Here is a 20,854-nt window from a genome sequence, read left to right on the forward strand (position 1 = left end):
TTGGTCTCTTGCCATCATTAGATGGCTTGATTAAACCAAAGGGGGCCACACACTGCTTTGACTCGGATCATTTGGCATATAGACTACCCAAAGTTTGTCACCTAGTTTCTTGGTTAGGTGGACTGAGTCGTAAATATTGCCAACATTACCGACGTGTTTTTTTCCTTTTGATTCAAAAACAAATTCTACGACTGTGGGAGACCGACCATTCAGTGATTGAGAGTAGTCTTTTCGAATATCTGTGATTTCACCAACGGTAGACTCGCCATTTTCTAAAGGTAGTAGTTCCTCATTGGCTGTTTTGATGCCCTTTCTCCAACAGAAGATTCCGATGATGGGGAATAGAATCGTCCAGAAAAATGGGATCGTAAATATGATACCAATCAGAGTCATTACGTTGCCAGTGTATTTGATCCTTCGTTTGAATTTTGGTGGAAGAATTCTAGGTGCGTTGGGAGGTTTAGAACCTAATTCATCTGTGTTGTATTCGTATTCGAGGGTGCCACCACAGTTGGTGCAGTTGGTTAATTTTGTACCAGGAAATTGAGATTTGCACCAAGGGCACTGAACAATGAATTCTATTGGCATGGTCGTTCCACTAGTTATTGTTATTCATTGCAATCATCATTGTCAAGATTACTTTTTCAATTCAATTGTTTGTAATTAGTTACAATTGCGATTTGTGATTTTAGAATTGGTTTTACAAACCATATAACATAAATTTGGTTATGAACAGTGGTCTTATCTCGAAAGTTTGAAATTTCAATCAGTTCAATTTATAGTTTGTCTGAGATAATAAAAGCATTACCAACACAAGTTGAGTAATTACATTTCTGCGTATTGATTTCTTGGTTGATCCGAAAGTGAATCAGGATAGAATGTAAGGATGCACTTCCGGCTTCTTCTCATATTTGCCATCTTCTTGCATTGCAATGAACCAAGACTTAACAACCAAAGTGAGTTTGGGACTGATTCTTATTTGGAGAATCAGTCAATCTTATGTCTTACTGGCCAGATTTCTGCATGTAAAGCGGTGACTCCGATTTGCACTACATGTAAGTTTTTTTCTACAAGCACAACATACAATGGTGCTAGAGGGGGAATTGCTGGAGCCGATGCCATTTGTATGAATGATCCCAAAAAACCAACGGAACCAGCGAGAGCGGTTTATAAGGCATTCCTAGTAGATGATGCAAACCGGATTGCTTGTACGACAAATAATTGCTCCGGTGGGGTATCCGAACATGTGGATTGGATTTTAAAGTCAGATACAACTTACGTGAGAGCGGCTGATAACGTTACCATTGCTACCACCAATAGTGTTGGAATTTTTAGCGGACAAACTAATGATGCTGAGCTGGTACAAGTCTCCACGATCTTGACTGGACTTGCAACGGGAGGTTGGACCACTAGAACGAGTAATCACTGCAGTCGCTGGACTGATGGAATAGGTTCTGGTAATGCTGGCATCGCAAACAATAGTTTTGGTTTGAATAGTTCCACTCTTGGTAACTGCAGTGCCTCAACTGTTATCTATTGTGTGGAACAGTAGTGGGATTTAAAATTTGTTATCTGTTTCCATTGTTTGTCCTTTATCCTTGGATAGAGTCGAGGTAAAACATGAGGATAAGTTATTTCTAAAATATGGATTTTTTAAAGTGAATAAAAGTTTTATCTAATGATATGAAGTTAGTAAATCACACTTGCCAGTTTCATTCGGTTTTCTTAGTTTTACCTCATGTCCTCGTCACCGAAACAATCTCTCTTCCATTGGTTTTTAGGTTTTTATTTTCGCCTGCTCTGCATTCTCGCCGTTGATTTAGTTGTCACATTGATCAACGGAAAGGTATTGGGTTTAGCGAGTATTTACGATAAACCTATTGCAACTTTGATTGGTATGGGTGTTGTTCTATTGCTATTTTTCTTTTTGTTCTCTATTATTGATAGGTTAACAAAGTTTGTTCTGAAAATGACCTTGGAAATGGGAAATCTTTTGGTCTTTCGTAAAACAGCTGTCTTACTTATATTATGCGGAATATCATATGGAATCTATATGCTTTATTTTCACACTTGGTTCGGTGTTTGGCCTACGATTAAAATTGAATCTTTTCTATGAAAAAAACATTAATGAAGCAATTACTTTATCAATGATTTTGATCTAATAAAATTTCTTTATATGTATTAGTTATCTCCCAATCACCTTTTCCATCTGGTTTCATCATAAACGCCTCACCACCTTTTGTCCACCAAACCAAAGTTTTGTCATCAGTATAACGAACTCCTGAGGCTGCGAATCCTTGTTTCAAAATGATAGGTTGGCGATTCGGAATTTTTAGGGTCACTGAGAATGTATCTTTCCCATCTGATGGATTGTGATACACGGCCGTAACTTTTTGATCATTGTTATCTTGATAGATTACTTTAATTTCTTCGTAAGCAGGTGAACAAAGGAAAGAGAATACGCAAATAATAGCTATTACCGCAATACTATAAATGAATTTCGAGTGGTAAGATGTTTTCAATGTGATTTACCCAATTCTATCGTATCAAATGACGAAACTCAAATAGGAAAAAGAAATTCCAAACGGTTTCTTGCTCTCGTAGTCGTTTAACACCCGTTGCAAATTGTTTGCTAAATGAAATCTAGAACTTGAATACAGAAAAAAATTCTACTAAACTTTAGCTAATAACCCGGTGGAGGCGTTTGTTGTGCACAACGTCCAGGGATGGACGTGGGCGGGAGCTCTGGCTACGGAGGGCCAGGCGAACGCTGCACAATGAGCGCCGAAACGTGGAGACGCCGGGAGTCGAACCCGGGTCCTATCGTCCTCAAATGCAGCTTCTACACGTTTAGTTTGCAAATAAATTTCGGAAAGACTTACCCTACAAACGGGGGACTAATTCCTATCCTACTTAGAGTTCAATTCGGCCCGAAGCGGGCGACAGTTCCGAAAGGTCCTTAGAGAGGTGTCGGTTTCTTGGCCACCTAAGGAAACAGCCATGGAAACCGTAGAGCTTAAAACTAAGCTGCTAGAGCAAATTCGTTATTTGCAGTTATTGTTTTGAAGGTTTTTAAGAGGACCCTCACCCCTACGTGCCACTGAATCCAAGCCAACAACAGTCGAAACCAATGTCGTCCCCATTTCTTACTACTTAGACGAGTATATCGGAAGAGTTAGGAAGGAAAAGCAAAAAAGGTTGAATTGGAGTTTTGGTCTGATGGAATGAAAGAATTCCTATGAAATTATCCATTCTGTTTCGAATTACAGTGACTTTACTTTTCGCCCTTGTTTCGTTTGTATCCTGCTCTCAAAAGGAACTCCCTTCCGATGCGGAAATTCGGGCGGCCATTTACGGTAAGGATGCGGGACAACCGGTTCGGGTTTTAGGCCAAAAGCAGATCAATTTGGATGAAACTCCTGAAATGGAAACTTTGGTTTTGTTCCAATCGGGGACAAGCGAGGTTCTTGCTGCTTTTCGAAAAGAAGGTTCGAGTTGGACCTTTCTTTGGAAATTGGAATACTTTCTGCAGAACTTAGGGGCTATATTTTATGATTCCAAACTCAAATCGTGGGTTCCGGGATCAGCACCGGGAAAGGAAAAAGTAACTTTTGCTGGTGATTGTTTGCAGCGGATTGTGGTTGCAGAACTTCCTGGGGACAATTTCAATTCTGTATTTATTGAAGTTCTTTCCGAAGAACCACCATTAGGTTTGTTTTCTGTTCCGATGGGGTACCGTAAAGGCAAAAAAATTTGGGACGGGTTCCAACTCAAAGAACACGAAGAGCTAAAACGAAGCAAACGAGTAGATTTTGAATACAACGCTAAGGACAAATCATTTCGTATATTTCCAACGAATCCAAACTATTCTCAAGAATTTGTATTTAACGGTTGGGAGATGATTGCAAATCTTCCGATGCAACCAGTTCCTGCTTTTGTATCTTTGGAAGTGGATCCAAAATTTGAAATTGGTAAAGAATCATCGGTGACTTTACAATTAAAGAATCGTGGAAACTATGTTAGTTTGACTTATCTTTCTTTGTCTTTTCCAGAAGCAGGAAGTGTTCGCTTGGCAGGAGAAACCCAAGGAGTTCGTTTGTATAAAAAAGGAGATATTGTTTATAATGTTGTCTCAAACAAAAAAATTCCTGCAGAGTATCCTTTATTAGAAGTAACGAAAGAAGGTTGGGCCAATAACTTTCGTTATGGTGTTAAGTTTTTTTATACACCAAAAGAATCGGTGACACCAAAGATTTTATTTCGTTCCACTTATAAATTTTATCATGAGATCGTATCGATTCCGAATCAATTTTCAGTAGTGCCTTTTGAACGCGACCAACAAGGATTTCCTTCTTATATTTTGGGAGCACCGACAAACTAATCAGCAATGAAACACCAACTGTCGGAAGAAGTCGCACTTGCAAGAAGAGAGATTGTTCGTGTCCAGGTGGACCGGTTTCATCTTTATTATTATGATTTTTTCCACCGAAAGGAAACCATCGAGATGGCAAAATTCTTCTTTGAAACTGTTTATAATTTAGATGGAAAGGAAGAATGGGAAACATTGGCTTTCACCACTTATGATAAAGTCAAAAATATGATGAAGGAAGGCACTAGAGAAAGTGTCGAACGTTTGATGGAACTCAATACCATCACTGATGAATTGGACATTAGGATGGCAAAACTTCTTATTTCAAAAGGCTGGCAACCCGGAAAGGAGATGGACCAAGAGGAATATTTTGCACTTTTTTCTGAATTGGATGAAAGAGAGATTCGGAAAAAACAATTAGAAGTTGTACTCTTCAATCTTAAAAAATTCTATGAGTTGGCACACAAGCCGGTGAGTGCATATATTATCAAACCTGCGGCGATGATGTCTCGTTTACTCGGAGTGTATCCTTTGTTTAAAAAAGTGGAACAAGGGTATTATGCTACATTACCTGTTGGCCAAGATTTATTTAACGAGTTTTATGCGATCGTAAAGGAAAAGGAATGGGAGTTTTTATATAAAGCCTTCCCAACCCTCAAAGGGGAAACATGAGAAGACGTTCCAGATTTGTATCTAAAGAAGAAGAACATATAGAAGCTCATGATCGTTGGTTATTGACATATGCCGATATGATCACTCTACTTTTGGGACTTTTTATTATACTCTATGCTATCAGTAAGGTTGATGCTAACCGCCTAACAGAAGTAGCAAAAGATATTAAACGTGGCTTTGGATTAAATGTCAGTTCGGTGGGAGCCATTTTGGAAGGCGGTTCGGGAATTTTAGAAGATGACACCATGGAACCAAAGACACAAGTATTTCGGCTTTGGGAACGAATTGGTTTTGCTTTGAAAGCACTTCGAGAAAAAGCAAAGTTAAAGTTAGGTCTTGCTGAAACGGAAGAACTCAAGCTGACATTCGCTGGTTCCGATTTGGCATCGGATGATATTTTAAAAGCAGATCCCGATCTAAAATTTGCTTTTGAACAATTAGCAGTTTTATCCAAAGGGATGGACATTGATATAGTGGTCCGTGTGCAAATTCCGTATGAATCACAAATTGATAAATCGAAATTTCAAAATTCCTGGGACTACCATTCCCATAGAGCTTCGTTACTGGCTGAAAAATTGGTTAATGAATACGGCATTCCCAAAGAACAAGTTTCTGTCCAAGGTTATGCGGTCTTTCAAAAAGCAAAAGAATCAGACACTCCTGAAAAAAAAGCCAAAGAAGAACGAATTGAAATCCTCATTCGCAAAAAAGAAACATTAGAGAATCCAAAATAAACAAAGGAACATATGAACTTTCAAAACATAATTAATTCGATCTTTCGACGAAATAAACGTGATGCGATTCACAAGCATGGTTTACAGCCACTTAGAGTGGCAGCCACGAATATGCGTGATTCAATTATTACGCACTATCTGTGGAATAAACGCACTTCAATTATTACCCGCGAAATTTCGGTTTTTAAACGAATTGCGGTTAACAGTCAAAATTTACGTTTCCCTGCAGTTATAAATTTGAAACAGGGAACTTCTATCTTTCTATCTGCACTTGTATTCGTTTCTATTGTATCTTGTAAAAAAGACAAAGGCATTCAGAACTTGGAATGGCAAAATGAATCTTTAAGTTTAACAGCGGAAATTTGTGCAAAGTATAGAGATTGTGCAGACAAAGAATGGAAATCTATCCCTGAGAACTTGAAGAAATTTACCGAAGGAAGATTAGATGAAGCGCAATGTCAAAAACGATTTCGTGAAAGTAACGCTTACAAACTGATTGGGGCAGATCCTTTTGTTATACAAACTGCGTATAAGGAATGTCATTCACAAGTGTTAAAGTTTAGCTGTGAGGATTTAAAAGAAGGAAAGATCGAAACAGTCCCTTCTTGTGTAGCCTTTCAAAAGGTTCAAAACGGAAAATAATTTTTAGTCAAAATCGTTTCGGGAGTAGGGAGATAGAGTATTTTTTTACCCTGCGGGATGAAATGTACTGTTTCGATTGAGTATACGAATTTCGCTTACAATCGTTGATAAAAGTGTGGTTAAGCGACAGAGGTGTGGGCAATAAACGCAATTCGTATATTACCCACGAAGTTATTGGTTAATATACGTAATGCGCATATTGACCTCTAGGGGTAATTTTGGGTTATAAACGTGATACGTATATAACCCGTTCCATAAAAATTCAGGGCAATAATTGCAATACGTATATTGTCCGCGCTAATTTTTGTTCTATTAAATATATTTAAATGCTGTAGTCTTTCATCCAGGGGAAGTTAACGTTTTATGAATCAAGTATTTATATTCATATTAGCATTCTTCGTTTTCAATTGTACAACTTATGTTCTATCTCCTGGAGTTTCTTCTTATCCGAATAAAGAATTTAAACTTTCGGCCTTTCTGCTATCTGGACAAAATTTAAAATTAGCCCTGTACGATTTAAATAACTTTACTAAACATAATTCCGAGTTTACTAAAAATTTAAAAAACTAATTTTGAAAGATAAATTTTATGTATAACCCAATTAAAGATGGCATTAAAAAAACAGTACAATCCGTACAATATAGTGAGGCGAAACCTCCGAGCGATTTGGTTGGACTGGTGCATAACTTTTGGGAACTGAAGACTGAAGTAGTTTTGGATGACGATTTTTGTCTTCACGTCTTACCTGATGCTTGTATCAATATTTTATTCAATATGCGTGATCCGAAAATAGCAGCGATCACAGCAAGACAAACTACCTATGTATTACTAAATCTCGGAAAATCGTTTCACTATGTTGGCATTCAGTTTCTACCCGGCATGTGGCAGGGAAATCGTGATGAAATTGTTTATGGGTTTGTAGACACTCCCTATAAAGGAAACTTACCGCTCGTGGAAACAGCAGCTAAGCTGACTCAGTTGGATTTCTTTGCAGGGCAGCTAGTTTTATCAGATTTGGTGCGTCAGCTGATGAAAGAAAACTTAGTTGTAAACAATCCAGTAACTGCAAGGATACTAGCTGATATCGAAGTCATTGATACGGTGACCGATATGGCAGCCTCGGCAAATTTGTCTCCTCGCCAATTGCAACGAACTCTGAAAAAAACAACGGGATTTTCGCCGCATGACTTTCTTAAGGTGTTACGTTTGCAACAATCTTTCAGAGGACATTATCTGGAGTCATACGCCGACCAGTCTCATTTCATTCACTCCTTTCGCAAGATCACGGGCTACACTCCGGCAGAATATTTCAAAAGTTTCAATGTCTGATATATACAATACGGATTAAATCCAAACTGCTATAGTTTCTTCAAGATGTTAGGAATAACAATTTAAGGAGAAATATTTATGGGTACAATGAATGCAATTGGATGGTTTGACATCTATGTAAATGATATAGATCGGGCTAGCGCGTTTTATGAGAAAGTATTTAGTCAAAAACTGGAGAAAATGGGGGATCCAACTGGGGAAACAAAAATGATGAGTTTTCCCGCAGAAATGACGTTATATGGTGCTGCAGGGGCCTTGGTAAAGTCGGAACATTCGAGTCCTGGAGTCGGTGGCACAATGGTGTATTTTAATGTGGAAGATTGCTCTGTAGAGGAATCAAAAGTTGTTTCTGCTGGTGGTAAAATTGTGAGATCAAAGTTTTCAATTGGAGAATTTGGTTTTGTGACAATCTGCGAAGATTCTGAAGGGAATTTATTTGGTCTTAGTTCGATGAAATAACCTTCCGGTTTTTATGCAAAAACAAATTGGTAAACATTATGTTTGGGTCTGGAAACAACGACCTGGACATAACATATAGAAAATCAAACTTAGAATCCATCGTAATACAAATTAAATAAAAGATAGTCCTAGATTTAATTTAACAAATCGTGAAAATATTATTTATTGATTCGTAAAAGTAGTTTAGGAATTGTACATGATTAGTGGATTATCAAATAACAACTATTATAGATAAAGGCAATAAAATAGATTATGATTAAAAAAATTACGATTGTTACCATATTGGCTTTGATTGTTGTTTTTACTTTATATAAGGCTTTGGATTTAGGTTTGGTATGGTTTGTTTATCCTTCTGAAGAAAAATATCCGATTCGAGGGATCGATGTTTCCAATCATCAAGGAAAAATTGAATGGAATTTGGTTTCGAAAAAGGAAATTTCCTTTGTTTATATCAAATCAACAGAAGGTGGCGATTTTAAAGATAAATCTTTTCTTTTTAACTGGAAGGAGGCTAAAAAAGAAGGATTCAAAGTTGGTGCTTATCATTTTTTTACACTTTGTAAATCTGGTGCTGAACAAGCAGAAAATTTCATCCAAACAGTTCCTAAAGAAATAGATTCTTTACCTCCTGTTGTTGATCTTGAATTCGTTGGAAATTGCAAAGATAGGCCGAATGTGGAAAATGTGCAGAAGGAAATTTCTATTTTCTTAGATAGAGTTGATACTTACTATAATTCAAAAACAATACTTTATCTAACGAATGAATTCATTGAAAAATATCTTGGTGACCAGTTCTTTCATCACCCCATTTGGATTAGAAATATTTTTATACATCCCAATACTTTTTCCTCTTTAGATTGGATGATTTGGCAATACAAAAGTACTGCAAGAATGGATGGAATTCAGGGTCCTGTGGATTTAAATGTTTTAAATGGAAATTTGGAAAGTATAACAAAATTGAATAACGTAAGGTAGACAATCGTAAGCATGGAAAAAATCTCTTTGAATAAAGAAAATTTGAATAGGAAAAATATTTCCATCATCACAATCTACTTTGTTGGATTTACCGTTGGAACTATCTCTCATACGGTTGATGTCATAAACTTTGGTTTTCTTGGTTATTCGTTTGCACCGTTTGTTCTGAATTTATTTTGGACGGCTTTACTTGTTCTCGATCCCCTTATTATATTCTTATTTTTCTTTCGATACCGATATGCCATTTTACTTGCTGTCATCATTATGATTTTTGATATTTTCATTAATCTATCGTACGGATTGTACACTCTCAATACTGGCACTAAAAGTATCCTTTGGGGTTTGATCACTCAACTCCCTTTTGGCTGTTTTGTATTTCTAACTGCAAAACCTCTTTTCCGATATCATACGATTCGGGACTCTGTATCGATTCATTGAATTTATTTTGTTTCGCTCATTCTATATCCAACATTCTGAATTCTTACAACCCAAAAAAGAATCGCATGATTCCGAGCATTTTCTAATTTCTGGATAAGGATCGACCGGTTATGAAAAACATCAAAATGACTCTTTTATTTTCCTTACTCTTTACATTCGGAAATTTTGCCGAAAGCCTCGCACCAATCAAAACTCTAAAAGTTGAGACAGAAATTGTTGTGGCAGTGGCTGCAAATTTTAAAAATCCAATGGAAGAGATTCGGTTGTCTTTTCTAAAACAAAATCCGGAAACCAAGATAAAAATTATTTTTGGTGCTTCGGGTCAACTCACCAACCAAATACAAAATGGTGCACCAGTGGATTTATTCCTTTCTGCTGATATGGATTTTCCATCGGCTCTTTATAATGATGGATATAGTTTAAACCCACCAAAGGTATATGCAGTGGGAGTGTTAGTTCTCCTTTCACAAAAAGAAATCGAAAAAACAAAATCCATTTCTGAACTCCTCTTAAGTGAAAATATTAAATTCATCGCAATCGCAAATCCAAGGACGGCTCCTTATGGAAAAGCAGCAGTGGAAACTTTAGAATCGTTGGGTTTGTACGAAAAGTTAAAACATAAGTTTGTATTTGGAGAAAGTATCACCCAAGTAAATCAATTCATTTCCACTGGATCGGCAGATGTTGGATTTACTTCATTTTCTACCCTATATGGAAATGAAGACACCTTTCGCTTCTCGCTACAAGTGGATCCAAAAACCTATTCAACAATTCACCAAGGAGTGATTGTCATACAACCCAAAGAAGCTAGGTCCGAGGAACAAAAAATAGCCATCAACAAGTTATTTGAGTATCTTTTTTCGGCTGAGGCAAAATCAATTCTATTGAAGTATGGATATAAGATTCCAGAAAAATAACAGTCATTTGGTGGGTATCATAAATAGGATATTCTTGCCCAGGAATTTTTTTGTATGATACTCAACTTTGATCCTATCTGGTTGACTCTTGAGCTTGCCATTCTCACAACCATTGTTTTAACTCTACTCACAATACCCATTGGTTATTGGCTTACCTTTTCTTCTTTTCGTTACCGTTTTATCGTGGAAGCCATACTCAACTTACCACTTGTTTTACCACCAACGGTACTTGGTTTTTATCTTCTTATCGTATTTAGTCCGAATCATTGGTTTGGAGGATGGATCGAAGATGTTTTTCACTTTCGGATTGCGTTTAGTTTTTTGGGAATCCTCATTGGATCCATTCTATTCAGTTTGCCTTTTATGTTACAGGCATTACAAGTAGGTTTCTCTTCCATTCCGAAAGCTCATATAGAAACCGCAATGGTCCTTGGAAAATCTAAGTTAGAAATTTTATTCCGAGTGATTTTACCGAATTGTAAACCAGCCATCCTTGCAGGTATGATTTTAACTTTTGCTCATACGATTGGTGAGTTTGGAGTGGTTTTAATGATTGGTGGAAGTATCCCTGGTAAAACTAAAGTAGCTTCGATCGCCATTCTGGAAGAAGTGGAAGCAATGAATTATCATTCTGCACATATATATGCATCGTTGTTAGTTGCCATTTCTATGATTGTTCTTTTGATACTCTTTCGTTACAAACGAAGTGTGTCGATGGTGTTCGCAGAGAAAAATTGAATTCTATAGAGTTTAGAATGATAAAAATTAATATTCAAAAAACATTTCTCTCTCACATTACAAAACCAATCAAATTAAACTATCAATGCGAAATTCCCTTACATCAGATTAGTTCACTATTTGGAGAATCAGGCGCAGGAAAAACGACTCTTTTGAAAATGTTATCGGGATTAATGACCCCCGATGTTGGTAACATCACTGTGGATGGTCAGATTTGGTTTGATTCCCAAAAAAAAATCAATCTTCCCATTGCGTCGAGGTCTCTTGGTTTTTTATTCCAAGATTCTTCCTTACTGGCAAACATGAATGTTCGTCAAAATCTAGAGTTCGCCTTTCGTAAAGGAAATGAAGACAAACTATTTTTAAATGAACTGATCGCAATTGCTGAAATCGAAGATCTTTTAGAGAAAAGAATAGAAGGATTGTCTGGAGGACAAAAACAACGAATCGCCTTGGTGCGAGCTCTTGTGCAAAAACCAAAGTTTCTTTTTTTGGACGAACCATTCTCTTCGTTAGACCAAAGGATCAGAAACCAATTGTATTCCGTGATCCTTTCTTTAAAAAATCGATTTGCAATGACCATCCTTCTCATTAGCCATGAAATTCCTGAGGTAATCAAACTATCACAAAAACTGTTTATGGTTTCTGAAGGTCAAATTGTATCGAGCGGTCATCCCATTGAAATTTTTAATCCCAAAGGAAAACCTAATTCTCTGGAAGGGGAAGTGATTCGTATCGACCCAGCCACTAACCAGGCGGCACTATGGTTTCCCAACCCATTGGTTGTTGTGGAGCCAAAAGACAAATCTCATATTTTCAAGTTAGGTGATATGGTTCGAACAAAATTATCGATTTTGAATGATAAGATTTAAATTTGAAAATTAAAAATTTCATTTTGAAAATTATGAGATTAAAATCCCATAATTTCTTTGATATGATTGGCGTTTTCTTCTGAAGTGAGCATTTCTAACAGAAGTAATGCTACATTGATTGCTGTAGCCGGACTCCAACTAGTGATAATGTTTTTATCTACAACAATGGGAGAATTTTGGACCTTTGCACCCAATTCTTGGAGTTGTTTTTGCCTAATTTGATTTTTATGATTGTATGTGGTGGCCATTCGATGGTTTAGAACACCTGACTTGGCAATTGGCAATGCTCCAACACAAATGGAAGCAATGATTTTACCTTGTCGGTCAAAATGCCGAATCAACTCTAGAAATTCTGGATGATAGGCTTCTTCATAGAAACCGTATTCTTCAAATCCGCCAGGAATCGCCAAAGCGTCAAAATCATTGACTTTCACTTCGCTTAATATATAATCCACATTGAATCTAACACCAAATGAACCTGAAACTTCTTTAGTGAACCCACAGGAGTAAAGCTTTGTTGTTTTGTCTCCATCTACAAAGTTCCATCCGATGACATCAATGAAGACACTGGCTTCAAAAGATTCGAATCCTTTGGCAAGTAAGAGTAATACTTTTTTCATTTATTCATCGACTTTGATTTTACCAGATGTGATATTTAATGAATCAAAACTGACGATTTGAAATGGCGTTTGTCCATCAATTGTACCATCAACTTCGGCTATGAGAACTGAATGTTTTGATTCTCGAAGATCGATCATTAAAATACCTTCTACTTGGAAGTCGTTACCTGTGGCCCAGTCATCGATGATGAAAGCAAAAGGAATTACTCCTTCGCGTAGTTCCGGTGCAAAAATTTGGTCATCTCCATTATCGATTATGTATTTATCTAATACATTTTCTTCTTCAATATCCCCAAACCGATCATAGAAATCTATTTTTTTGTTTTTAGTTGTTTTAAACCAATTGAAGAGACGAATGTTCTTTTGCGATTTTTGATTATTTTCAAAAGGTATGGTTACAAATGCCGATTTGCCAAAGAGGTTTTTATGTTCACCGATGACTTGATTCATTTTGATTTCATATATATTCATATATTACTTCTCTTTAGGATTCGATTACTATGACTTTTATTTTAATTTAGATTCAATGTTGATACTTTCCAAAATTAGAAAGCAATGCATAAGGATGTCTTTCCATTCTTCTTCCGGAAATTTGGGATGATAGATTAGATTGATTGAAACTTTGTAAGTTTCTTTTGTTTCTTTTGTGTAATAGAACGTGTTGATTTTCGTGCCGAGTAATTCGCCAGGACCCATTAAAATTTTGGTTTTGTCGGTTTTAAATGTGAGAAGTTCTACCCATTTATTGACTTCGTAAGGCGTATCTCCAAAATCACTGGCTTTTGAATCTTCAACTAAAGTGTCATATGATTTTAAAGATTCGGGAATGACCGATATGGAAATTAATAACGAAAAACATTCCTTTTCCTCCATGCAATCTGCTTTGAAGAAAGCAATGGGAAACTTATCTTTCATATGGATGGAATCAGAACGTTTTGCCATTTTGGGAATGGTAATCGACATTCCTTTAACCTTCTGTGCTTCCGTGGTAGAGAAATCGATGCCTCTGAAAGTATCTGGACTTGTTGATTCTGTAGCAAAAATCGTGATAATAGGAAAAGCTAATATGGTGAGTAGTTTGAGGGTATTTTTCATTGTTTCTTTAAGATGTTTTGGAATTTTTCTACAATTCACCTAACGAAGAGGACTTGGTGAAGTCCAAAATCGCTACGGTAACAAGTATTTAAACTTTGTCCAAAAAATTTAAAGCAATAAAAACTGAAAAACGTATTTATTTTCTCTGTCGATTTTTAACGTTTCACACACATAATACTGGTTTGCTTCTTTATTTTTTAAAAAATAATAAGCTTCCGCGAGATAACTCAATGCGGAAACATTATATAGCATTTTATCTGGATCGTAATATGTATTCGCAAAAGTGACTATATCGAGCATTTTTCGATTGTAGAAGATGGATTTTGCAAAGTCTTCATTATCGAGATATAAAGTACTAATTTTCCAATATGCCTCCAAAAACCAAGAATCTAAAACTACTAAGTCGGGAGAGCCGTCCTCATTGAATGATTCACCAGCATCAATAATGGAAAGGAGAGTTTGGTAGGCAGGTAAACTTTCCTTTTTCCGATTGGCTGCATAAAGAGCTCTAGCATATAGGTTCCATAAAAAAGGATTGTTCTTTTCAACTTGAATCGTTGGTTCAAGAACGGAGGCTGCTTCATTGAATTTCTTTTCTGCATAAAGTTGCTCAGCCTTTCTATATTGCCTTTCAAATGTTTTCGAAACAATTTCCGGGTATGGCGTCATGGTTCCTGCAACTTGTCCCGCTTCCACGCGATTGCCCACTTTTTGATTTGTATCGAGATGCGCCATTACCACTCTTTTTGCTGGAAAACTAGGTCGAATCGTATTTGTGCAATCGAGAGTTGGTTTGTTATCTTCCGCATACAAGGAAATACAAAGTAAAAAGATAGAAGTGGTGATCAGATTTTGTTTGAACATAATGAAATTCTACAATTTCCTTTTGTAGACCACATAGGATGATGTTAGTTTATCATGAATTGCCTGTTTTTTAGCACCTAAGATGGTGACGAGAGACAATACCCCTAAAGTGATTTTGGCAATATAGCGAACTAAACTTTTAAAGAAATTCAAATTTTTAGCATCACTGGAAACCACTCTTAATCCTTTGAGGTAGTGTCCCGGTGTGGCTCGAAATAAAGTCACACACAATGGATCGTATAAAAATAGGAAAACAAAGAAAACATACTGAGCAAACCTACCATCTGCATTGAAAAATAAAATGAGTTTTGCAGAAATAAAAATAATCAAAAGGAAGAATATCGCATCATAAATCATCGCCATGTAACGGTCGCTCATGGAGGCAACTGCGGAAACAAGATCGTTCGTTGGGTTTGGGGAGGTGGTCATTGGTTTGAGTCCTAGTGTAACAAGTTGAATGTGGTTTGATTCTGCGGTCACCAAATTATTGCGTCCAGTCTTCAATTTTTAAGTTTTTAATTCTTTCAAATTCCTTTGTATTGTTTGTAACAAAGATTCGATTTCTTGAAATCGCTTGGGTCGCTAATAACGCATCGATGGATCCAATGAGTTTTCCCGTTTTTTTAAAATCAGCTTTTACGATTCCGAAAGCTTTTGTATCTTTTTGCTCAATTGGAATAATTTCAAAAATTGTCAGGAATTCAATTTGAGAAAGTCGATTTTTCTCTTTATGTTCGCTATTCTCGACCCCAAATTCAAGTTCAGCCAAAGGTAATGAACATCTTCTTCTGCTGCTGGAGTCAGGTATTCTGATATATAAATTTCTAATTTATTTTTAATGTAGAGTTGCATTAGTTCTAGGGAGATGACTAGAGCTAGTATTTAATTTTCCTTGGAGTTTCAGAAAGAAGTAGTAAATAAGATTGAAGAATTTTATTAAGAATTACGGAATTCCTAAATTTTTTCGATGAGTTGTGGTCCAATGCTGCATTAACTTTGCTCTCCCAAAGTGTTTCGAACCTTTCAGTATAGTTATTTCTTATGTTTATAGAAACATTTTTATATTTAGACAAATAACTACAGAGTAAAATCTGCTAATTCTTTAATATTTTTTTTAGCTTCCTTAATGTATTCTTTTTGCTTTTCAATACCAATAAAATTTCTGCCATGTAGCAAGGCAGCGACCGCAGTTGTTCCGGTTCCGATAAAAGGATCTAATATCAGATCATTTCTCTTTGAGAAAAGCCTTATAAACCAAGTAGGAAGTTCGACTGGAAAAATAGCACTATGATTTTGGTAAGATTGAGCTGTTGCCATCTCAATTAGATTACTTTGATAAAGGCGATGTTCTTCTTCGAAGACGAGAACATTATGAGGAAAAACTTTTTTTTTATTTAACCAATTTGAAACGTTTCTGCCCATATGATCATTATTTTTTGAAATATTTCGAATGAAATCTTTTTCGCTCATCGATTTAAATCTTTTTTGAGCCCATTCTCCGATCGGAACTTTTACTTCATCTTGATACATTTTGAATTTCTTGCTTTTAGTCAAATGAAAACATCTTTCCCAAGAATCTCGAAATCGGTTTGGCCACTTTCCGGGAAATGAGTTTTTTTTGTACCAACAATATTCTTCAATCCAAAACCAACCCTGTTTTCTTAATTCAAGAATTAATTCAATTACATATGTCGCTCTCTCTCCGTTTTTTGGATGTTCCTTTATATTTAGAATAAAAGAACCATCATCCTTTAATACTCGGTGTAAATTTTTAGCAATAGGTAAAAACCATTCAATATATTTATCTGGGTGTATTCCTCCGTATGAATTTTTTCGTTTATCTGCATAGGGAGGCGATGTAATTATTAGATCTACTGATTTAGCATCTATTAATTTTGAATCATTTAAAACATAATTACAGTCACCAGAATATATTTGATTTATATTGTTTTTCGGCATATTAAGAAATTTGATACCATTGAAATTGATCATTCATGAATTTATACATTGGTATTTTATCGATATTTTCTACCAGGAAAGTAGTCGCTTCGATTTTGACTTCAGGAAACTTTTCAAAAATATTAATTGGGTTCTGAAGTATCAAAGGTGAAATTACACTAATTTTATTTTCGTTAAAATTTTTTATTAAGTATAAAAAATATGAATCTCTTTTTTGAGTTGCAACTTTCATTTCGTTTACACTCCAATAAAAACGAAATTTATCGCTTTTTGTTGCCTTAACCTCTATAAATCTATCTGGGATAATATTTTCTGAATTTCCATTAAATGATTCTATATCATAACCTTCAGCAACATTTAGAGAGCTAATTTTTCTTACAAGTTCTGCTTGCAATTTTTTTCCAAGGTTTAATAATCTATTTTTTTCAAATTCAACAACTGCGTTCTCTGCCGCAGAACCTAATCTTTTTTTTTCTGAAAGTATATTTTCCAATTCTTCTTCAGTTATCGTTTTATCTCTAGAAATAAGGTTAGAAATAGTTAGAGAAAATTTGGGAAATACTCTAACATAAAATTGATTTATTTCTACTATTTCTAAAAAAATAAATACTTTCAATATTTTATTGAACCTAGCTTGAAGAGGATTCTCCTCGAAGGAGAGTTCGTACGTACCTAGATTTAAATTTACTTTAAAACTTGAAAAAAATATTCGAGATTCATGTTCCCAGCTACCATTAAATACTATTTGTTCTACGATAATATTTTTTTGTTCGTTTGTAAGCTCCAAATATTCTTCTTTATTCGCATATACAAATTGCTGGCCTAAATTTGTTAAAGATACAATATTATCAATAATAGTTAATAAGCGTCCATTTTGACAATATAAAATTATTTCCTCATAATCAACAATCCATCCAATAGAAATTGATTGACAATGTTCGATAAGTGAACTCAAAAGGCAATTCCCAGTAGAAGTGGAAAGTCTACTTAACGAAATCAAGAGTTTATTTATAGGTTTAAAATCAACTACGTCTGGAAGAAGCACTTTGTAATACCTATATAACGTTGTTTATTTTTCTCAGTTGACTAACTGTTAAATTAAAATCGATTTCATCTTCCATGTCTAAAATTTTCTGATCCACATCGAAGTAATCTAAATATCCAATTGGAATTTCAGATTCTAAAACTCGATTCATTTCATTATTTTTCTCTTCTAGTCTATTATCAATTGTTTCGTCAATAGTATCTTTTGAAATAAGAATATGGTATGTAATTTTATCGTTAAGATCTAAACCAATTCTATGGATCCTATCTAAAGACTGAATATAATGTCCGCAGTTAAATGAACGGTCTAAGTATATAGCATCATGACAAATCATATGAAGCGAAATTGATTCTGCGCAGGCTCCAGGATTTGCAATTAGTATTGCTGGAGATTTGATCGACTTAAAATTTTCAATAATTTTCTCTCGATTATAGTCAATATCTTCTCCTGGATCTTTCGGAACTTCTCCATATATTGAATAAACATTATGGTTGCGAAGCATCACTTCGAGCATTTTAATATTATGTATAAATGTGGTCCAGATTATTATTTTTTTATTTTCTTTTAATAGTTTTTCTGAAAGCTCTATGCATTTTTCAATTTTCGAAGGAGTTTCATAACTGGAATATTTTTCAATTAAGGTCACGAGGCTAGTTCCATCTGAACTTAAAGGTGGGATAGCAAATTCATCTGAAAATTTATTCAATAATGTTGGATTAGAGGCTGTCTGGAGTAATCTAATTATTTTTGCTTTTCGCCAATTCTTTATTTTTTTCTTCTCTTCGAAGTCAATGTCGAGTTCTGAAAGTATACGCATGGACATAGCTTGATAAATTTGAGACTGTAATGGGTTTAAATGACACATTATTCTGTTGAATTTTTGCTTCGGAAGGCCTAAGTCACTTTTTTTTACTCGATAAAAAAAGGGACGGATATCTTCAGCTATTTCATCCAGAAGTTTAGGATTTTCGCATCTTTTTTTATAAGCAATTTTTTCTCCAAGGATTTTCTTATTTGGCCAAAGAAATGTCATTTGAGACCATAAGTCCTTATATCCATTTGGCATTGGGGTTCCAGATAATATTACACGTCTAGTTGCAAAAGGTGAGAGAGAAAGCATTGAATTTGCCCATGATCCACCACTAAGTCGCTTAATATAATGAGATTCATCTATCACAAGCAAAACTTTAAATCTTTTGCAAAATAGAATAATTTCTTTTAAGTCATTTGCTACTGTTTGGTAATGACAAAGTATTAATTCATAATTTGAAATATCAGAGTAATAGTATTTTCGTTCTGGACCGACTAGTCTAACGGTTGATAAATTGTTCCCAAAGCATTGTTTAGATTCAAATTCCCAAGGAAAAAAACTACTAAACGGTCCAATTACGAAAATTTTTTCTACAATCTTTTGACTCTTGAGAAAGTTGTAATATGCATAAACAACTGTCGTTTTCCCACTGCCGGGAACGGAAAAATTGGCTCCATGTTTAACTTTAATTAAATGAAGCAGGCCTTTCATTTGATAATCTTTTAAATTTCTTTTAAATTTTTCATCGTGATTAATTTGAGGCGAAATATTTGTGGACTTTAATGCATCCAGAAAATTTTGATTTTCCTTTTCGATATTTGAAATTATCTCAAATACATTATTATCGGTTTCAAATTCAAGTTTAGCCTCAGTGAGGAAATCTGATATTTCATTTAAATGAGAAGGAAATAAATCTGTTTGACTATTAGTTAAACTTCCATCATCTTCGTTAATATCGAAACCTAAAAGACTGAAGAAGGTTTGATTTTTCCAATTGATTAATTCTTTATTTGGATCAAAGATAATTAGATGTTGATTATCTATTTTTATTTTTATCATCTTTGAATGACTCAAGTCCTAATTCAGTAATCATTTCTAATACAAGTTTATGCAAATTTCCTATTTTGATCTTAACATCTCTATCTGTTTTATAATGAGCTGTGGTTCGATCAATCCCATTTAAGGCTGTAATAGATTTTTCAATAAGTTTGGACGGCTTTTCTTTACTTTCTTTGTTCTTTTTTACATCAGAAGCATTATCAAAATTGTCGATTAGTTTATTTATTATTTCTGGTTTATTGGAATAGGAATTTGGAATTTCATCTAATAAGGCGATCTCAGCTTCAGTATCGACTAAAATCTTACAAAGATTTCTTACATCATTATGAGTGAAAGTCATTTCTGATGGATTTGTTATTCGAGTGGCTAAATACATAAACGCTATTTCTAATTTATTAGCTAAAGATTTAGTAGTTAAACCTAAATCTTGTTTTTTCTCAACAAGACCCTTTTGAAGATCTATAAAATGTTCATGTAATTGAAAACTTTTTATTACTCCATAGTTTTTAGGTTGTTTGAAGTATGATAAAAAATTTTCAATAAGTTTTAATCGATCTAGGTCAAGGCGGACTTGTTTTTCTGACCAACCATACATTGACGCTGCAATTTCAGCATGTGTTAAACCTGCTTTTTCACCTTCTGCAATCATAAGAAGATTATTTATAGGGCCGTAGTCTGCAATTTTTTCTTTTGATAATTGTAAGCCTGCTTCTATTCGCCAAAGGTCTTTTGCTGAGATGTCTTTAGGTAAACGGACTACCCACAAGAATTTCCATTTACCTGTTGGTTGTTCTGTGTCAAGTAATTGAATGGTTGCCATTCTTCTATTCCCATTAATGATGATTCCATCAAATGTTATTGCGCCAACTTCGATTTGTTCTCCAACTTTTTGTAAATCTTCTTTTAATTTCTTAGCCTCTAATTCGTCCTGAAGTAAAAATTCTTTAATTATATTTATATCTTCTTTATCTTCAGGATTTAATTTTCGTCCTAATTTTTTTACGTATTCACTTATTTCCAGATTGAAACGTCTATTATGAATATTGTATTGTAGAAGATCGGTTGGTAGTAAGAAAGAATCGATAATTTCCACTTTACCTCCAATTAGTAGCTTCTGTTTACCCTTTTGGCAATCGTGCTCTTTAATATAAGCTTCTATCTGATCTGCTCTTCTACTTTTAAGACTCATAAAAACCTCTTCTTTTTTAATATGAGATAAAGAATTTGAATATACATCACCATTCCCCCCTTTCCCT

General features: G+C 34.9%; 23 protein-coding genes, 1 other RNA gene and 1 pseudogene. 12 read left to right on the forward strand and 13 right to left on the reverse strand.

What is annotated here, in order from left to right:
* Positions 1 to 30: 30 nt before the first annotated feature.
* Entirely contained in the window at positions 31 to 588 is a 558-nt protein-coding gene (locus JWG41_RS06730; protein WP_205269167.1) for a DUF3592 domain-containing protein, read from the reverse strand.
* Positions 589 to 886: 298 nt separating this feature from the next.
* Here JWG41_RS06730 and JWG41_RS06735 point away from each other — a divergent pair, with 298 nt between their 5' ends.
* A complete protein-coding gene (locus JWG41_RS06735) occupies positions 887 to 1,552 on the forward strand; it encodes a DUF1554 domain-containing protein (RefSeq protein ID WP_205269168.1) in 666 nt (221 codons plus the stop codon).
* A gap of 592 nt (positions 1,553 to 2,144) precedes the next feature.
* Here JWG41_RS06735 and JWG41_RS06740 read toward each other — a convergent pair.
* Both JWG41_RS06740 and ssrA read right to left on the reverse strand, forming a co-directional pair.
* A complete protein-coding gene (locus JWG41_RS06740) occupies positions 2,145 to 2,522 on the reverse strand; it encodes an MliC family protein (RefSeq protein WP_205269169.1) in 378 nt (125 codons plus the stop codon).
* 267 nt (positions 2,523 to 2,789) lie between these two features.
* Positions 2,790 to 3,141, reverse strand: a transfer-messenger RNA (tmRNA) gene (ssrA, locus tag JWG41_RS06745).
* Positions 3,142 to 3,238: 97 nt separating this feature from the next.
* Between ssrA and JWG41_RS06750 the strand changes: the two genes are divergently transcribed.
* From JWG41_RS06750 to JWG41_RS06800, 11 genes are all read left to right on the forward strand, one after another.
* Entirely contained in the window at positions 3,239 to 4,381 is a 1,143-nt protein-coding gene (locus tag JWG41_RS06750; RefSeq protein ID WP_205269170.1) for an LIC13341 family surface-exposed protein, read from the forward strand.
* Between the two features lie 6 nt (positions 4,382 to 4,387).
* Positions 4,388 to 5,041 (forward strand): FFLEELY motif protein, encoded by a 654-nt coding sequence (locus JWG41_RS06755; protein WP_205269171.1) that lies wholly within the window; start codon positions 4,388 to 4,390, stop codon positions 5,039 to 5,041.
* Entirely contained in the window at positions 5,038 to 5,775 is a 738-nt protein-coding gene (locus tag JWG41_RS06760; protein WP_205269172.1) for a flagellar motor protein MotB, read from the forward strand. Before JWG41_RS06755 ends, JWG41_RS06760 begins: the two co-directional genes overlap by 4 nt.
* A gap of 12 nt (positions 5,776 to 5,787) precedes the next feature.
* On the forward strand, positions 5,788 to 6,417 hold the full coding sequence (locus JWG41_RS20910) for an LA_2478/LA_2722/LA_4182 family protein (protein ID WP_232373801.1): 630 nt from the start codon (positions 5,788 to 5,790) through the stop codon (positions 6,415 to 6,417).
* Between the two features lie 588 nt (positions 6,418 to 7,005).
* On the forward strand, positions 7,006 to 7,746 hold the full coding sequence (locus tag JWG41_RS06770; RefSeq protein WP_205269173.1) for a helix-turn-helix domain-containing protein: 741 nt from the start codon (positions 7,006 to 7,008) through the stop codon (positions 7,744 to 7,746).
* 78 nt (positions 7,747 to 7,824) lie between these two features.
* The gene (locus JWG41_RS06775; protein WP_205269174.1) at positions 7,825 to 8,205 is read left to right on the forward strand and encodes a VOC family protein; all 381 of its coding nucleotides are present in this window, start codon (positions 7,825 to 7,827) and stop codon (positions 8,203 to 8,205) included.
* A gap of 252 nt (positions 8,206 to 8,457) precedes the next feature.
* A complete protein-coding gene (locus JWG41_RS06780; protein WP_205269175.1) occupies positions 8,458 to 9,180 on the forward strand; it encodes a glycoside hydrolase family 25 protein in 723 nt (240 codons plus the stop codon).
* Positions 9,181 to 9,207: 27 nt separating this feature from the next.
* On the forward strand, positions 9,208 to 9,618 hold the full coding sequence (locus JWG41_RS06785) for a hypothetical protein (protein WP_232373803.1): 411 nt from the start codon (positions 9,208 to 9,210) through the stop codon (positions 9,616 to 9,618).
* A gap of 110 nt (positions 9,619 to 9,728) precedes the next feature.
* Positions 9,729 to 10,535, forward strand: coding sequence for a molybdate ABC transporter substrate-binding protein (gene modA / locus JWG41_RS06790; RefSeq protein ID WP_205269177.1), 807 nt, complete (start codon positions 9,729 to 9,731; stop codon positions 10,533 to 10,535).
* A gap of 54 nt (positions 10,536 to 10,589) precedes the next feature.
* Positions 10,590 to 11,273 (forward strand): molybdate ABC transporter permease subunit, encoded by a 684-nt coding sequence (gene modB / locus JWG41_RS06795; RefSeq protein WP_205269178.1) that lies wholly within the window; start codon positions 10,590 to 10,592, stop codon positions 11,271 to 11,273.
* A 17-nt stretch (positions 11,274 to 11,290) separates the two neighbouring features.
* Complete coding sequence (locus JWG41_RS06800) at positions 11,291 to 12,145, forward strand: ATP-binding cassette domain-containing protein (RefSeq protein ID WP_205269179.1); 855 nt, start codon at positions 11,291 to 11,293, stop codon at positions 12,143 to 12,145.
* A gap of 38 nt (positions 12,146 to 12,183) precedes the next feature.
* Here the strand turns inward: JWG41_RS06800 and JWG41_RS06805 are convergent, their stop codons facing one another.
* The 10 genes and pseudogenes from JWG41_RS06805 to JWG41_RS06850 all read right to left on the reverse strand — a co-directional run bounded on the left by JWG41_RS06805 (position 12,184) and on the right by JWG41_RS06850 (position 20,787).
* On the reverse strand, positions 12,184 to 12,765 hold the full coding sequence (locus JWG41_RS06805; RefSeq protein WP_205269180.1) for a DJ-1/PfpI family protein: 582 nt from the start codon (positions 12,763 to 12,765) through the stop codon (positions 12,184 to 12,186).
* Positions 12,766 to 13,215, reverse strand: coding sequence for a hypothetical protein (locus tag JWG41_RS06810; RefSeq protein WP_232373805.1), 450 nt, complete (start codon positions 13,213 to 13,215; stop codon positions 12,766 to 12,768). It lies immediately after the preceding gene.
* A gap of 57 nt (positions 13,216 to 13,272) precedes the next feature.
* On the reverse strand, positions 13,273 to 13,860 hold the full coding sequence (locus tag JWG41_RS06815) for a hypothetical protein (RefSeq protein WP_205269182.1): 588 nt from the start codon (positions 13,858 to 13,860) through the stop codon (positions 13,273 to 13,275).
* Positions 13,861 to 13,968: 108 nt separating this feature from the next.
* Positions 13,969 to 14,724: a tetratricopeptide repeat protein gene (locus tag JWG41_RS06820; protein ID WP_205269183.1), complete on the reverse strand. Its 756-nt coding sequence runs from the start codon at positions 14,722 to 14,724 to the stop codon at positions 13,969 to 13,971.
* Between the two features lie 9 nt (positions 14,725 to 14,733).
* Complete coding sequence (locus JWG41_RS06825; protein ID WP_205269184.1) at positions 14,734 to 15,228, reverse strand: RDD family protein; 495 nt, start codon at positions 15,226 to 15,228, stop codon at positions 14,734 to 14,736.
* Positions 15,209 to 15,502 (reverse strand): annotated as a pseudogene (locus JWG41_RS06830) (PIN domain-containing protein); the annotation flags it as partial. The gene JWG41_RS06825 and the pseudogene JWG41_RS06830, both read right to left, overlap by 20 nt.
* A 299-nt stretch (positions 15,503 to 15,801) precedes the next feature.
* Entirely contained in the window at positions 15,802 to 16,683 is an 882-nt protein-coding gene (locus tag JWG41_RS06835) for a DNA-methyltransferase (protein WP_205269185.1), read from the reverse strand.
* 1 nt (position 16,684) lies between these two features.
* A complete protein-coding gene (locus JWG41_RS06840; protein WP_205269186.1) occupies positions 16,685 to 17,638 on the reverse strand; it encodes a protein NO VEIN domain-containing protein in 954 nt (317 codons plus the stop codon).
* 100 nt (positions 17,639 to 17,738) lie between these two features.
* The gene (locus JWG41_RS06845) at positions 17,739 to 19,598 is read right to left on the reverse strand and encodes a DEAD/DEAH box helicase (RefSeq protein WP_205269187.1); all 1,860 of its coding nucleotides are present in this window, start codon (positions 19,596 to 19,598) and stop codon (positions 17,739 to 17,741) included.
* A complete protein-coding gene (locus JWG41_RS06850) occupies positions 19,576 to 20,787 on the reverse strand; it encodes a hypothetical protein (RefSeq protein WP_205269188.1) in 1,212 nt (403 codons plus the stop codon). Before JWG41_RS06850 ends, JWG41_RS06845 begins: the two co-directional genes overlap by 23 nt.
* Between the last annotated feature and the right edge of the window lie 67 nt (positions 20,788 to 20,854).

The sequence above is a fragment of the Leptospira chreensis genome (genome assembly GCF_016919165.1).
Lineage (GTDB): Bacteria > Spirochaetota > Leptospiria > Leptospirales > Leptospiraceae > Leptospira_A > Leptospira_A chreensis.

What these genes read in the sequence shown, in the direction of transcription:
- JWG41_RS06730 (WP_205269167.1), bottom strand. Translation starts at nt 588, where the DNA reads ATGCCAATAGAATTCATTGTTCAGTGCCCTTGGTGCAAATCTCAATTT.
- JWG41_RS06735 (WP_205269168.1), top strand. Translation starts at nt 887, where the DNA reads ATGCACTTCCGGCTTCTTCTCATATTTGCCATCTTCTTGCATTGCAAT.
- JWG41_RS06750 (WP_205269170.1), top strand. Translation starts at nt 3,239, where the DNA reads ATGAAATTATCCATTCTGTTTCGAATTACAGTGACTTTACTTTTCGCC.
- JWG41_RS06755 (WP_205269171.1), top strand. Translation starts at nt 4,388, where the DNA reads ATGAAACACCAACTGTCGGAAGAAGTCGCACTTGCAAGAAGAGAGATT.
- JWG41_RS06760 (WP_205269172.1), top strand. Translation starts at nt 5,038, where the DNA reads ATGAGAAGACGTTCCAGATTTGTATCTAAAGAAGAAGAACATATAGAA.
- JWG41_RS20910 (WP_232373801.1), top strand. Translation starts at nt 5,788, where the DNA reads ATGAACTTTCAAAACATAATTAATTCGATCTTTCGACGAAATAAACGT.
- JWG41_RS06770 (WP_205269173.1), top strand. Translation starts at nt 7,006, where the DNA reads ATGTATAACCCAATTAAAGATGGCATTAAAAAAACAGTACAATCCGTA.
- JWG41_RS06775 (WP_205269174.1), top strand. Translation starts at nt 7,825, where the DNA reads ATGGGTACAATGAATGCAATTGGATGGTTTGACATCTATGTAAATGAT.
- JWG41_RS06780 (WP_205269175.1), top strand. Translation starts at nt 8,458, where the DNA reads ATGATTAAAAAAATTACGATTGTTACCATATTGGCTTTGATTGTTGTT.
- modA (WP_205269177.1), top strand. Translation starts at nt 9,729, where the DNA reads ATGAAAAACATCAAAATGACTCTTTTATTTTCCTTACTCTTTACATTC.
- modB (WP_205269178.1), top strand. Translation starts at nt 10,590, where the DNA reads ATGATACTCAACTTTGATCCTATCTGGTTGACTCTTGAGCTTGCCATT.
- JWG41_RS06800 (WP_205269179.1), top strand. Translation starts at nt 11,291, where the DNA reads ATGATAAAAATTAATATTCAAAAAACATTTCTCTCTCACATTACAAAA.
- JWG41_RS06805 (WP_205269180.1), bottom strand. Translation starts at nt 12,765, where the DNA reads ATGAAAAAAGTATTACTCTTACTTGCCAAAGGATTCGAATCTTTTGAA.
- JWG41_RS06810 (WP_232373805.1), bottom strand. Translation starts at nt 13,215, where the DNA reads ATGAATCAAGTCATCGGTGAACATAAAAACCTCTTTGGCAAATCGGCA.
- JWG41_RS06815 (WP_205269182.1), bottom strand. Translation starts at nt 13,860, where the DNA reads ATGAAAAATACCCTCAAACTACTCACCATATTAGCTTTTCCTATTATC.
- JWG41_RS06820 (WP_205269183.1), bottom strand. Translation starts at nt 14,724, where the DNA reads ATGTTCAAACAAAATCTGATCACCACTTCTATCTTTTTACTTTGTATT.
- JWG41_RS06835 (WP_205269185.1), bottom strand. Translation starts at nt 16,683, where the DNA reads ATGCCGAAAAACAATATAAATCAAATATATTCTGGTGACTGTAATTAT.
- JWG41_RS06845 (WP_205269187.1), bottom strand. Translation starts at nt 19,598, where the DNA reads ATGATAAAAATAAAAATAGATAATCAACATCTAATTATCTTTGATCCA.
- JWG41_RS06850 (WP_205269188.1), bottom strand. Translation starts at nt 20,787, where the DNA reads ATGAGTCTTAAAAGTAGAAGAGCAGATCAGATAGAAGCTTATATTAAA.